Annotated in this window: 15 protein-coding genes; 7 read left to right on the plus strand and 8 right to left on the minus strand. The window is 53.3% G+C overall.

Annotated features, from left to right (window positions below; translation table 11 throughout):
* Nucleotides 1–3: 3 nt before the first annotated feature.
* From RDO88_RS09240 to RDO88_RS09250, 3 genes are all read left to right on the plus strand, one after another.
* Nucleotides 4–1302, plus strand: a complete 1299-nt coding sequence (locus tag RDO88_RS09240) for a TolC family protein (RefSeq protein ID WP_307759089.1) — start codon at nt 4–6, stop codon at nt 1300–1302.
* A gap of 159 nt (nt 1303–1461) precedes the next feature.
* On the plus strand, nt 1462–2514 hold the full coding sequence (locus RDO88_RS09245) for a histidine kinase (protein WP_307759090.1): 1053 nt from the start codon (nt 1462–1464) through the stop codon (nt 2512–2514).
* Nucleotides 2507–3319, plus strand: a complete 813-nt coding sequence (locus tag RDO88_RS09250; RefSeq protein WP_307759091.1) for a LytTR family transcriptional regulator DNA-binding domain-containing protein — start codon at nt 2507–2509, stop codon at nt 3317–3319. The genes RDO88_RS09245 and RDO88_RS09250 overlap by 8 nt, the downstream gene beginning before the upstream one ends.
* 7 nt (nt 3320–3326) lie before the next feature.
* Here RDO88_RS09250 and RDO88_RS09255 read toward each other — a convergent pair whose 3' ends face one another.
* Nucleotides 3327–5651, minus strand: a complete 2325-nt coding sequence (locus tag RDO88_RS09255) for a copper-translocating P-type ATPase (protein WP_307759092.1) — start codon at nt 5649–5651, stop codon at nt 3327–3329.
* A gap of 108 nt (nt 5652–5759) precedes the next feature.
* Nucleotides 5760–6338 carry a helix-turn-helix domain-containing protein gene (locus RDO88_RS09260; protein WP_307759093.1) on the minus strand — a complete coding sequence of 193 codons (579 nt, stop codon included), beginning with the start codon at nt 6336–6338 and terminating at the stop codon, nt 5760–5762.
* Nucleotides 6339–6572: 234 nt separating this feature from the next.
* On the opposite strand from RDO88_RS09260, the gene RDO88_RS09265 reads away from it, so the two are divergent.
* The gene (locus tag RDO88_RS09265; RefSeq protein WP_307759094.1) at nt 6573–7454 is read left to right on the plus strand and encodes a hypothetical protein; all 882 of its coding nucleotides are present in this window, start codon (nt 6573–6575) and stop codon (nt 7452–7454) included.
* Nucleotides 7455–7788: 334 nt separating this feature from the next.
* Here the strand turns inward: RDO88_RS09265 and RDO88_RS09270 are convergent, their stop codons facing one another.
* The 3 genes from RDO88_RS09270 to RDO88_RS09280 are packed head-to-tail and all read right to left on the minus strand — an operon-like array spanning nt 7789 to nt 9286.
* Complete coding sequence (locus tag RDO88_RS09270) at nt 7789–8562, minus strand: biotin--[acetyl-CoA-carboxylase] ligase (RefSeq protein WP_307759095.1); 774 nt, start codon at nt 8560–8562, stop codon at nt 7789–7791.
* A complete protein-coding gene (locus RDO88_RS09275; RefSeq protein WP_307759096.1) occupies nt 8546–8902 on the minus strand; it encodes an MmcQ/YjbR family DNA-binding protein in 357 nt (118 codons plus the stop codon). Before RDO88_RS09275 ends, RDO88_RS09270 begins: the two co-directional genes overlap by 17 nt.
* Before the next feature lie 18 nt (nt 8903–8920).
* Entirely contained in the window at nt 8921–9286 is a 366-nt protein-coding gene (locus RDO88_RS09280; RefSeq protein WP_307759097.1) for a YraN family protein, read from the minus strand.
* A gap of 85 nt (nt 9287–9371) precedes the next feature.
* Here RDO88_RS09280 and RDO88_RS09285 point away from each other — a divergent pair, with 85 nt between their 5' ends.
* Both RDO88_RS09285 and RDO88_RS09290 read left to right on the plus strand, forming a co-directional pair.
* Nucleotides 9372–9605: a hypothetical protein gene (locus tag RDO88_RS09285; RefSeq protein WP_021847781.1), complete on the plus strand. Its 234-nt coding sequence runs from the start codon at nt 9372–9374 to the stop codon at nt 9603–9605.
* A gap of 58 nt (nt 9606–9663) precedes the next feature.
* Nucleotides 9664–10098, plus strand: a complete 435-nt coding sequence (locus RDO88_RS09290; protein ID WP_307759098.1) for a deaminase — start codon at nt 9664–9666, stop codon at nt 10096–10098.
* Between the two features lie 2 nt (nt 10099–10100).
* On the opposite strand, the gene RDO88_RS09295 is transcribed toward RDO88_RS09290, so the two are convergent.
* The 3 genes from RDO88_RS09295 to RDO88_RS09305 all read right to left on the minus strand — a co-directional run bounded on the left by RDO88_RS09295 (nt 10101) and on the right by RDO88_RS09305 (nt 11865).
* Nucleotides 10101–10400: a DUF4834 family protein gene (locus RDO88_RS09295; RefSeq protein WP_307759099.1), complete on the minus strand. Its 300-nt coding sequence runs from the start codon at nt 10398–10400 to the stop codon at nt 10101–10103.
* 63 nt (nt 10401–10463) lie between these two features.
* Nucleotides 10464–11171, minus strand: coding sequence for a CDP-diacylglycerol--serine O-phosphatidyltransferase (pssA, locus tag RDO88_RS09300; protein ID WP_307759100.1), 708 nt, complete (start codon nt 11169–11171; stop codon nt 10464–10466).
* 7 nt (nt 11172–11178) lie between these two features.
* Nucleotides 11179–11865 (minus strand): phosphatidylserine decarboxylase family protein, encoded by a 687-nt coding sequence (locus tag RDO88_RS09305; RefSeq protein ID WP_307759101.1) that lies wholly within the window; start codon nt 11863–11865, stop codon nt 11179–11181.
* Between the two features lie 934 nt (nt 11866–12799).
* On the opposite strand from RDO88_RS09305, the gene RDO88_RS09310 reads away from it, so the two are divergent.
* Complete coding sequence (locus RDO88_RS09310) at nt 12800–13339, plus strand: hypothetical protein (protein WP_307759102.1); 540 nt, start codon at nt 12800–12802, stop codon at nt 13337–13339.
* Nucleotides 13340–13378: the final 39 nt, after the last annotated feature.

The raw sequence follows: 13378 nt of genomic DNA on the forward strand, positions 1-13378 counted from the left end.
GACATGAAACAACTATATCTCATTATGACGGCCTCTGCATTCCTGACGGCCGCGTCGGGACGGGCACAGGATAACCCGCTGCTCGACGCCTATCGCGCACAGGTAGAGGCCTATAGCCCCGACCTGCGTGCTGCCGAATATGCGGCAGGCGCGAGCGGGGAAGCAAGACAATCGGCACGGGCCGACTTCCTCCCCAAGCTCTCGGGTGGAGCCAACTTCAACTATACGGGCCATCCGTTGCGTAAGGACATTGCTTTGCCTGGCACGGATGACGTTTACACCTTCGAGGGACGCAATACGAAATACGGCGCTTCGGTCAGCCTGGCGCAACCGCTTTATGCGGGCGGTGCGCTTCGGGCGGGCTACGACAAGGCGCAGGCCGAGGACGAAATGGCCCGTCAGGAAATCAGACGTGTGACGAATGACCTTCGCCACGAAGCCGATGTCCGTTATTGGAACCACGTGGCCCAGTGCGAACTGGTCAGCGTGGCCGACGGTTACCGCCAGTCGGTGGGTCGGCTGGTGGAAGTCGTCCGCCAGCGGGTGGAGGCGGAATATACCGACCGCAACGACCTGCTCATGGCCGAAGTGCGGCTCAACGATGCCGACTATCAGGTGCAGCGCGCCCGCAACGATGCCGAAGTGGCCCGCCTGTCGCTCAATGCGCTGGCCGGCATCCCTTCCGACCAGCACATTGCCACCGATACGCTGGTGGTGCCCCTCACCGTCGTCCAGCCCTTGACCGATGAGGTGGACGACCTGCTGATGCGCCGCCCTGAGATGGGAATGGCCGAAGGCAATGTACGCGTACAGCAGTCGGCCGCCCGCCAGGCCAACGCCCGCTATCTGCCTACGCTTTCCATCGGCGTGGACGGCAGCTATTCGTCGCCCGGCTATGACTTCCGTGCCGACCTCGATCCCAATTATGCCATCTATGCCAAGCTCAGTGTACCCATCTTCGAGTGGGGCAAACGCCGCCGTACGAAGAACATGGGGCGCTATCAGGTAGATATTGCCCGCGAACGGCGTATACAGGTGGGCGACGGCCTGCGGCTGGAAGTGGAGACGGCTCAGTGCAACTATGCACAGGCCGTGGAGCAGGTGCGGCTTACCGAAAGTTCGTTGCGCAAGGCGGCCGAGAGCGAGGAGCTGGCCATGGACAAATATCGCGAGGGAAGCATCTCGATTGTCGAGGTCATCAATGCGCAGCTTTTCCATCTGGAAGCCCGCCAGAACCATATCCGTTCGAAGCTGAATGCCTGCGTGGCAAAAAGTGCCTTGCAGAGGGCTTGCGGCGAATGATAAATTCTGTATCTTTGTGGAAGTACAGCGTAAAGCATTGCTTTGTCGTCTTTAAAACATCGTTTTACGGAGGCGAAAGCACTGCTTTGCCGATGACAAGCCATCGCCTTGCATCCGATAAAGGAAAAGGATTTAGGAATATAGCTGATTTTTACTGTTATGCAACCGAACAGCCGACAATACCTTTGGGACATCCTGCTCTATTCGGGGCTGGGATGTTTCTCTTATTTCTTCCTGGTGCGCTTTGCCGATATCCCCTTGCGCTATCAGGACCGCCTGCTCACGCCCGAAGCCTTCGTGGCCGTGATGCTGCTGTTCAACGGCGTGGGGCTGGGCATGCGCTACATTCAGTTGAGGCTTCGGCGCAGCTATCCGACGTTCCTCGGCAGCCGTCGGCAGATGGTACTATTCTTTGTCTTGTCGGGCGCTTTCCTTTTCCTGCTCAATTACTTGTTGCTGGTATCTGTAAAGCTCTTGCTTGATATGCCGCATCCTTTCCAGCTGGTTTATAAGGGGACGCGTCTGCTGCTCATCACGTGGCTGACGGAGCTGGTCATTGTCAGCCAGTCGGTCAGCAACCGCTTCTACAAAGACCTGCTTGTCGCCTACCGTCGCACGCGCCAGCTGGAAGAAACAGCCTTGCAGGCCCGCTACATGGCCTTGCAGACCCAGCTCAATCCGCACTTTCTGTTCAACAGCCTCAATACGCTGGTGGCCGAGATTGAATACAATCCGCAAGGAGCCGTCAGCTTTACGCGCAACCTTTCCGACGTCTACCGTTACATCCTGGCCTGTCAGGACAAGCGGCTGGTGGGCTTGCGCGAGGAGATGGAGTTTGTCGATACCTACGTGGAGCTTCATCGGGTACGCCTGGGCGATTGCCTGACGGTAGATTGGCAGGTGGATGAGGCTGTGCGCGAGGATGCGCAACTGCCTCCGCTCACCCTGCAGGTGCTGGTGGAGAACATCGTGAAGCACAACGTCATCAGCCCTTCGCGACCGATGACGGTGGAAGTGGAGGTCGTGTCGGACGAGGAAGGAGGCCCTTGGCTGCGTGTGTCCAATCCTTTGCGTCCCAAGCTGGGAGCCGTTTCGGGCGGGCATGGGCTGGACAACCTGACGCAACGCTATCGCCTGCTTTGCGGCAAGGAGATTTGTGTGCAGAAGGGAGAAGATTGTTTTACTGTAAAAGTTCCGTTGTTGTATGAATGATGTTCAGACAGACGCCTGGAGCGGAAAGAAGATACGGGCCGCCATCATCGAAGACGAGTTTCCTGCCGCCCGCCTGTTGCAGGGGATGCTGGCCGAATTGCGTCCCCAGTGGGATATTCTGCTCCTGCCGGGTACGGTAGAGGAAGCCGTACAATGGTTTGCCACCCATCCGCATCCCGACATCCTTTTTCTCGACATTCAGCTGACCGACGGCCTCTCGTTCTACTTCATCGAGCAGGCCCGCCCCGAAAGCATGATTGTCTTTACTACTGCCTACGACGAATATGCCGTCCGTGCCTTTACCGTCAACAGCATCGATTATCTGCTGAAGCCTGTCCGTCGTGAGCGCCTGGCCGATTCGCTTGAGAAGTTCGAGCGCCTGACCGTTCCCCGCATTCGTGAACAGAATGAGCGGATGGACATGCAGGAGCTGCTTCGGATACTGGCCGACCGCAACGCCTGTCCTTATCGAAAGCGTTTCCTCGTCAACGGTGCACGGAGCCTCTATACCTTGGCTGTGGACGACGTGTGCTATTTCTATTCGGAAGAGAAAGTGACCTTTGCCGTGACGGCCGACCGCCGTACACACATCATCGACCTGCCGCTCACGAAGCTGGAAGAACAGCTCGACCCGCGCCGCTTCTTTCGTGTCAGCCGTCAGTTCATCCTTTCGGCCGATTGTATCCGCGACATCGAGCCTTACTTCAACGGCAAGATGGTGGTGCACGTCACGCCTCCCTTCGACGGCAGCGTTCAGGTGAGCCGCGAACGGGTGGCGGCGCTGAAGGTTTGGCTCAACAGTTGATTTCTTTTTACAGCCGGCATCGTTTCAACCGCAGGCTGTTTGTCACCACGCTGACGCTGCTGAACGCCATGGCCGCCCCGGCTATCATGGGGTTGAGCAGGAAGCCGCAGACGGGGTAGAGCACACCGGCGGCGACAGGAACTCCTATTATATTGTAAATGAATGCCCAGAACAGATTCTGCCGGATGGTGCGCACGGTGAGGTGGGAGAGGCGTAGGGCTTCAGAGAGCTTGCCGAGGTCGCCCTTCAACAAGGTGATGCCAGCCACGTCCATGGCGATGTCGCTGCCCGTACCCATGGCGATGCTCAGGTCGGCCTGTGCCAGGGCGGCGCTGTCGTTGATGCCATCGCCCACCATTGCGACGGTTTTCCCCTCTTGTTGAAGGCGGCTGATGTAGGCTGCCTTTTCTTGTGGCAGTACGTTGGCCTGGTAGTGTCGGATGCCTGTCTGTGCAGCGATGGCGCCGGCGGTAGCTTCGTTGTCGCCCGTCAGCAGGTGGACGTCGATGCCCTGGCGTTGCAGGCGGCGGATGGCTTGGGCAGAGGTGGGCTTCACGCGGTCGGCGATGGCGACGACGGCCAAAGCTTCGTGCTCATCAGCCAGCCAGACGACGGTTTGTGCTTCGGCCTCCAGACGGTCGGCTTCCTGCGCCAGTTGCGGGGCGACGGCAATCTCTTGTTCGTCCAGCAGGCGACGGTTTCCGATGTAGTAGCGTGTGCCGTCGACGCGGCCGCATATACCCCGTCCCGTCAGGCTTTCAAATTCCCCGATTGAAGAAATATTTTTCTCCAACTGGGGAAAATTGTTTTCCAGGTAGTGCGTGAGGGCTTCGGCCAGCGGATGTTCGGAACGCTTCTCCAGCGCATGGAAGGCGGCTGCGTGGCGGTCGTCTTCGTGTTTCCAGAGGAGTGTGGTCACTTGCGGACGGCCTTCGGTCACGGTACCCGTCTTGTCCAGCACGATGGTGCCTACCCGCCGTGCACGCTCCAGGCTTTCGGCGTCCTTGATGAGGATGCCCCGTTCGGCTCCCTTGCCGATGCCCACCATGATGGCTGTCGGTGTGGCCAATCCCAGAGCGCAGGGGCAGGCGATGATGAGCACCGTCACCAGTGCCAGCAAACCGTGGGTGAAGCCGTCGGTCGGGGCCAACAGTACCCAGCCGAGGAAGCTTAGCAGGGCAATGGCCATGATGGTGGGGACGAAGATACCTGCAATACGGTCCGCCAGCTTCTGCACGGGGGCCTTGCTGCCCTGAGCATCTTGTACGGCACGGATGATGTGGGCCAGCAGTGTGTCGTGTCCCACCTGCTCGGCGCGGAAGACGAAGCTGCCCTTCTGGTTGATGGTACCTGCCAGTACACGGTCGCCTGCGCGCTTGCCCACGGCCAGCGGTTCACCGCTCAGCATGCTTTCGTCTACGTACGACTCGCCGCTTACCACCGTGCCGTCCACGGGCACGCGTTCGCCGGGCTTCACCAGAAGCAGATTGCCGACGGTGACCTTCTCCAATGGATAAGATTCTTTTAATGAAGAATGAGGAATGAAGAATGAAGAATTTCCTTGCGGACTGTCAGGTGCAGCGCAACCTGATTCTTCATTTTTCATTCTTAATTCTTCATTTACCAGCGTTACCGTCTGCGGTTGCAGCCCCATCAGCTTCTTGATGGCATCGGCTGTCCGGCTCTTGGCGCGTGCCTCGAGCAGGCGGCCCAGCAGGATGAAGGCGATGATGACGGCCGAGGCTTCGAAATAGACATGCGGTTCGATGCCCCGCGACCGCCAGAAGTCGGGGAAGAAGAGGTTGAATACGCTGAACAAGTAGGCTATGCCGGTGCTGACGGCCACCAGCGTGTCCATGTTGGCTGCGCGGTGCTTCAGCAGGCGCCAGGCGTTGGCGTAGAATCCGCGGCCCAGGCCGAAGACTACGGGCGTAGCGAGCAACCACATCACGTAGTTGGCATAGGGCAAGTCTATGAACGCCATGCCGATGACGGCCACGGGCAGGGCGAGGGCGATGGCCCACGCGGTACGCCGCTTCAGCGTGCGGTACTGGCGGAGTTGCTCCGCTTCCTTGTCTTCTGCCTCCGAGGGGGCGGGTGTTTCTTGTTTGGGAGTCAGGCCGAACCCCACGGCCTCTACGGCCTGTTGCAGGGCGGCGGCGTTGCAGACGGACGGATCATAGGTTACCGTAGCCGTTGCCGTGGCCAGATTGACGGCCGCCTGGACGACGCCTGGCTGCCGGTTCAGGGTCTTTTCCACACGGGCGGAGCAGGCAGCACAGCTCATACCCTGTACGTCGAAGTTCTGTTGGAAGGTATGTTCGTTTTCCATTGCTGACGGTTGGTTTTGATGTTTACGTCTGCAAAGGTACGGCGGACTTTCCGGTCGGTTGTTATGGAATTCTGGGAATAAGTTATAAGATTGTGTCGTGACTTTATTTCAGATTTCGTCCAGCGGCCTGCGGCGTTTCTCCTTCTGCTGCCTGAATTGCGTGGGAGTGAGGCCTGTCACGCTCTTGAACTGCGCGCTCAGGTAAGCGGTACTCGAGTAGCTCAGGCGGTCGGCTATCTCGTTCAGTGTCAGTTCGCCATAGGTCAGCAACTCTTTGGCCCTCTCTATTTTCTGGGCGATGACATATTTCTCGACGGTGGTACCCGTGGTTTCGGAGAACAGCTTGCTCAGTGTGCCGTAGTCTTTGCCGAGGGCGTGGGCCAAGTAGTCGGACAGGTTGGTCTGGAGGGGAGCGTCCGTGGGCTGGTGCACTAGGCTGACGATGAGGTCCTTCATCTGTTGCACCGTCTGCATCCGGCGGTCGTCTATCAGTTCGAATTCCAAGGCTTCCAACGCTTCCTTTACCCGCAGACGGAGGTCGGGTGTCAGCTCTTCGGCGGTGACGGCGATACCCAGCTCCACAGACAGCGGATGCAGGCCCAGCGTGCGCAGGGCGTTGTCGACGGCCAGTATGCAGCGGTGGCATACCATGTTCTTGATGTGTAGCGTATGGGTTTCGTCTGTCATCGGGATGCAATGTTTGGTTGGTTGCAAAGGTAGTGAAAGGCGAGCGCAGAAACAAATGAAAACCACGTTTTCAATTTGTTTCTGCCGAGCCGCATCCTATCTTATCAAAAGGTGGTGAAAGGTGAATGCTTTGAATGGTTGAGTTGGCAATGAAAGTTAAATACCTGATGAATCTTCGGAAAATATTTCATCCTTTCGCCACAAATCCTTTCTTTTGCGAAAAAATATCTCGGCATGAAAAAACTGATTCCTTTTGCCTTGCTCTGCCTGGCATTGCTGTCGCTCGGGCTAGGTGCCTGTTCCGATAAAGACGACAGTGTTCCACGTATCCAACTGGCGTATGAAAACCCGAATGAAGTTTTCGATAACGAAAACCCTCGTATCTCTTTGAGGGCTTTTGAAACGGCCGACCGTGTGTATCTCATACAGGGTGGTGACGGGAATTTCCGTTTGGAGGTTAGCAACGACGAGGTTGTGCAGGCCCGTTGCGAAGGCAGTAAGCTCTTTATCCGTCCGCTGAAGGCCGGAAAGGCGGAAGTCCTTATCCGTGACGGTTACGGATGGAATTATCTTTTGTCGGTTACAGTGGGTTACCCCTATTATCTCTATGGCGTGATAGATAACCGCGTGATGTTGCAGGGCGCAGGGCTGACCGATGAAGAGAAGAGCGCGTTGGAGCAGGAGATGCTGAGTGCTTCTTCGGGGCCTGCCGTCGTCAAGGGTTATACGTTTGTCTATCAGAACGAAGTAATGAATGCGGGGCAGCTGGTTATCGGTTCTTCGCACTATGCCTTCGATGCTTCGGCGGAGCCCATCGGACTCGAAGATCCTCTGGAGCTCAATGTGCGGACGGCCGATGGTTTTGCACGCAAATTTTTCTTCGAACGCTTCACGCCCGTCCGTCTGTCGTCGGGCAACCGTTCGGACGAACTGTTTCTGAGCGAGTCCAATGGCGGCGTTTCGCCTGATACGCGTGATTTCAATTCGGCTCCTCACTTCCGTTGTGTGATTGCGGACCGCACTTCTCTCTATCGGGAACGTTATCCGGCGTTGGAGCATGCCTATCATGTGCAGGTGGTCATTGAACAATATGAAGGATTGACCTCCGAAGAATAAAGTCTCCGGCCGCGGGCCGAAGGGTTTGTGCGGAAGGATTTCCTCCTGACTTACCGAGGCGGTCAGGGGGAAATCTTTTTTGTTTCTTCCCCGCATCTGTTCACTCCCCTGCGAGTTTCAAAATGGTTTCATGCTTTGAAACCATCGGTTTCATTGAATGAAACCAGTGGTTTCTTTCAATGAAACTACTAGTTTCATGCGACGGGACGATTGTGAAACTAGTAGTTTCAATAGTTGATGTGCGAACGAAACCTTTAGTTTCAATAGTTAGTGTGCGAACGAAACTGGTAGTTTCAAGCCGCAGGACACGTATAGAAACGGGATTAAAGGCTTTTTAGAGAACGTATTGAACCTCTTTGAACAGGTATCGGCGCAAGCGTCCCGCTTCGTCTTGCAGGACGAAGCGTCCGTCCGGCTCCACGTCGGCCAGGCGGGCCAGGAAGCGTCCGTCGGCATCTTCGTAGAGATGCAGGCCCTCACGGCGGAAGAGGGCGTCGGCGTATCGGCGGGCGATGGAGGCGGCAAAGCGTCCGTCCTCATCACGGCGCAGAGCTTCGTAATAGGTGTGCAGGCGGCGCAGGAAGCCGTTGAGGACGGTCGGCACATCGTAGTCGCGGCCCGTAATCAGCTTCAGCGAAACGGGGTTGGGCGCGGGGCTGCGGAAGACGGTCTGATTCAGGTTAATGCCGATGCCGGGGATGCAGCGGCCGATGCGGTTGCCCTCCAGCACATTCTCGATGAGCATGCCGCAAATCTTTTTCTCGTGCCAGTAGATGTCGTTGGGCCATTTGATGGAGATGCCTTCCGTGTAGGTGTCCAGCTCTTCCTTGACGGCCAGCGAGACAATCTGCGACAGAACAAACTGGCGGCGTGCCTCGACGAAACGGGGATAGAGCACGGTGCTGAACAGGAGGTTCTGCCCGGCTTCAGATTCCCACGAGTTGCCGCGCTGGCCCTTGCCTGATGTCTGGAAGCGGGCGGTGACGGTAGTATATTCAGTGGGGGCGGACGGGGCGTTGTCGCACAGGTCGCTCAGGTAGCGGTTGGTCGAGTCTGTTTCTTCCAGCCCGATGATTGGGTAGGAGGGTTGTTCAGGGCAGTTCATCATATTCGGTACGCATTTTACGGGTAAACTTCTTCAGCACTTCGTCGTAGGAGTGGTCAATGAGGTGGCGGATGAGGGTATCGTCGGCATCGCGGTCCAGAAACACTTGGTTCCAGTATTTCTTGTTGAAGTGCCAGGCAGGCTCCACGGCGTTGTAATGGTCGCGCAGTTCGATTGCATAGTCCGGGTCACACTTCAGGGCAATGTAGTTGGCCGATTCCAGGTCGATGAGGATGAACATCTTGCCCATCACCTTCATCACAAGGGAGGTCTCGTCAAAAGGCAGACATTCCGTTACAGCCTTTTTCGTCAAGCAATATTCTCGTATGGTTTCTACATTCATCGTTCGTTATCTGTTGAATTAGAATTGCGGGGGATAGAAAGCATTTTCCAGATGTTCGATCAGGAACGGAGGCTGGTCGCCAACGGCCGTGACGATGTCGAAGCGGACGGGCAGGTCGATGCCGAAATGCTTGATGTAGGCATCGGCCGCCACGACGATGTGGCGCACCTTCCGCCAGTCCACGGCCTCCTGAGGCTCCTTGTAGTCGGTGTTGGTACGGGTCTTCACTTCGACCACCACCAGCTCGCCGTCGTGCGTGGCTACAATGTCCAGCTCCAGGCGGTTCTTGCGCCAGTTGCGGTGAAGTATCGTGTAGCCTTTCCGCTCCAGATAGGCTGCTACGGCATCCTCGCCTTCCTTTCCCAGTCTGTTGTGTGCTGCCATATTACCGTCTTTTTTCTTCTTGGGAGACAAATTTACGCTTTTTCTGCTTTGAATTTACGGCAGGAACACTAATTTTGCAGGAAATATGAGAAAGAGAGACAAAACGTGTGCGAAAGCAACACCCGACGAGCCCAAACGCGAACAGCGCATCGTGTGCCTGATGAGCGAGGAGGAACTGCGGATTGTGGACCGTTATCTGGAGAAGTACAAGATAACCAACAAATCGCGCTGGTTCAGGGAAACTATTCTCATGTTCATCCACAAGAATATGGAGGAAGACTATCCGACCCTCTTTGGAGAACACGACATGAGGCGCTAATCTTTGGTAAGCAAAGTATCGGCTTTAACTTCCCTAACTTCTTTAATTCCTGAGCAATATGGACGACCAATATTACATGAAGCAGGCTTTGGCCGAGGCACGGAAAGCTGCCGAGCGCGACGAAGTGCCCGTCGGTGCAGTCGTGGTATGCAAGGACCGCATCATTGCCCGTGCCCACAATCTGACCGAAACCCTGACAGACGTGACGGCTCATGCCGAGATGCAGGCCATTACGGCCGCGGCGTCGGCTCTCGGCGGCAAGTATCTGAACGAATGTACGCTTTATGTAACGGTGGAACCTTGTGTGATGTGTGCCGGTGCCATTGCTTGGGCGCAGACGGGGCGTCTGGTCTTCGGTGCCGACGATGAGAAACGGGGTTACCAGCGCTATGCACCGCAGGCTCTCCATCCCAAAACAGAAGTCGTGAAAGGCGTGATGGCCGACGAGTGTGCCAGCCTGATGAAAGAGTTCTTTCTGCGGAAACGGCGTTGAGTTTATTCCTTTATTTCCTCGTAATCCACATATTCTCCGTCATCCTTGGAGAAGATACGCTCCTTGTGCCTGATGCGTATCTCGCCCTCTTCGGGACGGATGCCGTCGTTTGTGTCGGTCGTCGAGGTGCGCGACGACTGCCGGTTGTCTCCGTAGAACGTATAGCCACCCTGGAAGTTACGTGAAGACGTTTTTTTTCGTCCGATGCCGAAGAGGCCACGCGCAATGCTGAAGATGATGCTGACTCCGATAATCAGTATCGCTATGATGAGTATGAACAGGAATCCTAAGAAATGTAACATGTGTATCGAGTATTTAAGTTGTTTCTGATAACTCTCCTACAACAATCGTGCCAAACGAAAAGTTTATTTCTTTCGGTCTGTAAACCATGACAGCAGGATGTACCAGACAATACAGGTGGCAAAACCGCGCACTTGCAAGGTAACCAGGAAGAGGATACAGAACAACAGGAAGATGAAGCTCACCTTGTTGTCCTTCCACGACAGGTTCTTGAACTTCAGCGAGAACATCGGAATCTCCGACACCAGCAGCCACGAGAACAGACAGACTACAGCCAGCAGACAAAGCGGATGAACATCACCGCTGACCAGCAGGGAATGGTAACCGGCCACGAGTGAACCCCAGAACAACGCGTTGGCAGGTACAGGCAGGCCGATGAAGGAAGTCGTCTGGCGTGTGTCGTTGTTGAACTTAGCCAGGCGCAGGGCCGAAAATACAGAAATAAGGAAAGCCGAGTAAGGAAGCCAAGTCGCCATGCCTTCCATATAGGCGGGGTAGGGCATCTCCTTGAACAGGGAGAAGACGATGAGCGACGGTGCCACGCCGAAACTGACGTCGTCGGCCAGCGAATCCAAATCCTTGCCGATGGTGGAATGTGCGCCTAGCGCGCGGGCTGCCAGCCCGTCGAAAAAGTCGAACACGGCACTGATGATGATAAACAACAGCGCCAGTTCGTAGCGGCTTTCGAAGGCCATCACGCCGGCGATGCAACCCGAAAACAGGTTCAGGCAGGTCAGTACGTTGGGGATATGTCGGGTGATGCAGTTGGCCATATTCGTGTTATTTTAGTTTGGCAATGATGGTTTGGTTACCGGTAGTCATTTGTCCCATTTTAACAAGAACTTCCGTGCCCAGCGGCAGGTACACGTCTACACGCGAACCGAACTTGATGAAGCCCATGTGCTCGTCGATGTAGCATTCTTCGCCCGGCTCGGCATAGGTGACGATGCGTCGTGCCATGGCTCCGGCTATCTGTCGTGCCATTACTTCCACACCTTCGGGCGTTTCGATGACAACCATTGAGCGTTCATTGTCCGTGCTGGCCTTGGGCAGCCACGCCTTCATGAACTTACCGTTCTGATGGCCTACCTTCTTGATGGTTCCGTCTACGGGATACCAGTTGGCGTGCACGTTGACCAGGCTCATGAAGATGGAAATCATGAGGCGGCGGTCGTGGAAGTATTCATTCTCCTCCACTTCCTCGATGACCACTATCTTGCCGTCGGCGGGGGCTACCACAACTTTCTCGGTATCCTGACCGAAAAGGCGGATGGGGCAACGGAAGAAGTTGACCAGAATGCCGTACACCACCAGGCTGATTGTACCTACAATATAAAACGGAATCTTGCATTCCACCCCGAAATATAAGGCGAAGTTGACCGCCAATATCAGTATCAGGCTTCCTATCAGCGTATTGGTTCCTTCACGGTGTATGCGTATTTTCTTTAGTCTTTTCAGTCTGCCCATTATTTAATGTAGTATGTTAGTACATTCTTATTATAATAAAGTAGAATACAGTTTGCAAAAATAGGTTTAATTTGAGAACCTAGCAAATAATGAGGGCGGAAAAGTTGCATTTGTGTGTATGAAAGTGTATATAGTTTGATTAAACTGTAAAAAGAATGAGCATCATTGGTGAAGCATTTTTTGTTTTGCAGGATGGGATGGTTACCATAGATGATGTTATTATATAGAACCCGTTGGCGGAATTAGATTATATTTAACTTTGCCGTTTTTCGTTCCGAGGTTGGCATCACTTGTCTCTATATAAGATGGCATACTTGGTCTTTGTAAATAAAAATCCTCCTTATTTCTTCATGTATGCCCAACTTCGCCTTTCATGCCTTCAAACCGATCCTTAGGGAATGTTTCAAACATAGAGGGGGAATGTTTCAAACATTCGACCCTTATGTTTCAAACATAAGCCTCTTGGGGTTGAAACCTGTTTTTCGGGAAGGAAAAGGCCGGAGGGTACAGACATTTCTGCTTTGTAAGAATAATTCATTTGTATTCTTCTTGGAAATGGCTATAACTTCTGCATCGGGGAAACGAGGTACAGAACCGGGACGAAGGATATTTCCCTGCTCAGCAACCCCATCTTTGGGGAATTGCCTGCATATCTTCAAGAACTTTACGGATTTTGTATAGAGGTTACACATAACAAGATTATGCAATTTAAAAGGCTGATGCCATAAGTCGCTAATGATCCGAAACATGTGCAACTCTTTACTATACATCGTTTAATTCCGCCAACGGGTTATATAGAATGCTATTAGTGTATTAATGTTTAAATAATGTTATTTTAAGGGACTAAAGTTGCTTTGTAAAGAATAATTTTGTTTTTTGCAATAGTTAAATTATCTAATTGTAAGCTTTGATTAAATTGACAATGAGGAAAATAATGTGGTACATATTACTTGTGCTGTTTTTCTTACCTTTTCATTCGTGTATTGAAGTGTCTGTAACAAATACTGCAACAACTGTGAATGAGTGGATGGGGAGAAAAATATGTTTTCCTGTTCATTCCGTTTTTACTATGAAGGGGAATGAAAAAAGTGATTATGGCATACCAAAATCTGATTATAAAATAGTTTCATATGTTGATACGGCTGGATGCCTGAGTTGTAAGTTGGAACTTTCTCGTTGGGAAGGTCTTATGCATGAAATTGAGAATTCGCATTCTGGACGTACAGTATCATTATTGTTGTATGTGTATCCTAAGAAGAAGGAAGATGTAGAGAATTTGCTTTATTATGAAGATTTTATATATCCTATTTGTATTGATATGCGAAACGAATTTGATAAGATTAATAATTTTCCGAAAAATGAACGTTTACGTACTTTTTTATTGAATAAGGATGATGAAGTTATTGCTATTGGTAATCCAACTTATAATATAGCAGTTAAAGAATTATATTTTGAGGTCACTACTGTCCCGTAAAAGTGGATAAATAGTTCTTTGAAATTATTGAAATATAGT

It is taken from the genome of uncultured Mediterranea sp. (assembly GCF_902493215.1).
GTDB lineage: Bacteria > Bacteroidota > Bacteroidia > Bacteroidales > Bacteroidaceae > Bacteroides.

Bases quoted from the DNA above. Each gene is read 5' to 3' on its own strand.
- RDO88_RS09305 (WP_307759101.1), bottom strand. From the start codon at position 11,865: ATGGGCAGACTGAAAAGACTAAAGAAAATACGCATACACCGTGAAGGA.
- RDO88_RS09250 (WP_307759091.1), top strand. From the start codon at position 2,507: ATGAATGATGTTCAGACAGACGCCTGGAGCGGAAAGAAGATACGGGCC.
- pssA (WP_307759100.1), bottom strand. From the start codon at position 11,171: ATGGCCAACTGCATCACCCGACATATCCCCAACGTACTGACCTGCCTG.
- RDO88_RS09290 (WP_307759098.1), top strand. From the start codon at position 9,664: ATGGACGACCAATATTACATGAAGCAGGCTTTGGCCGAGGCACGGAAA.
- RDO88_RS09310 (WP_307759102.1), top strand. From the start codon at position 12,800: ATGTGGTACATATTACTTGTGCTGTTTTTCTTACCTTTTCATTCGTGT.
- RDO88_RS09240 (WP_307759089.1), top strand. From the start codon at position 4: ATGAAACAACTATATCTCATTATGACGGCCTCTGCATTCCTGACGGCC.
- RDO88_RS09265 (WP_307759094.1), top strand. From the start codon at position 6,573: ATGAAAAAACTGATTCCTTTTGCCTTGCTCTGCCTGGCATTGCTGTCG.
- RDO88_RS09285 (WP_021847781.1), top strand. From the start codon at position 9,372: ATGAGAAAGAGAGACAAAACGTGTGCGAAAGCAACACCCGACGAGCCC.
- RDO88_RS09295 (WP_307759099.1), bottom strand. From the start codon at position 10,400: ATGTTACATTTCTTAGGATTCCTGTTCATACTCATCATAGCGATACTG.
- RDO88_RS09275 (WP_307759096.1), bottom strand. From the start codon at position 8,902: ATGAATGTAGAAACCATACGAGAATATTGCTTGACGAAAAAGGCTGTA.
- RDO88_RS09255 (WP_307759092.1), bottom strand. From the start codon at position 5,651: ATGGAAAACGAACATACCTTCCAACAGAACTTCGACGTACAGGGTATG.
- RDO88_RS09245 (WP_307759090.1), top strand. From the start codon at position 1,462: ATGCAACCGAACAGCCGACAATACCTTTGGGACATCCTGCTCTATTCG.
- RDO88_RS09270 (WP_307759095.1), bottom strand. From the start codon at position 8,562: ATGATGAACTGCCCTGAACAACCCTCCTACCCAATCATCGGGCTGGAA.
- RDO88_RS09260 (WP_307759093.1), bottom strand. From the start codon at position 6,338: ATGACAGACGAAACCCATACGCTACACATCAAGAACATGGTATGCCAC.
- RDO88_RS09280 (WP_307759097.1), bottom strand. From the start codon at position 9,286: ATGGCAGCACACAACAGACTGGGAAAGGAAGGCGAGGATGCCGTAGCA.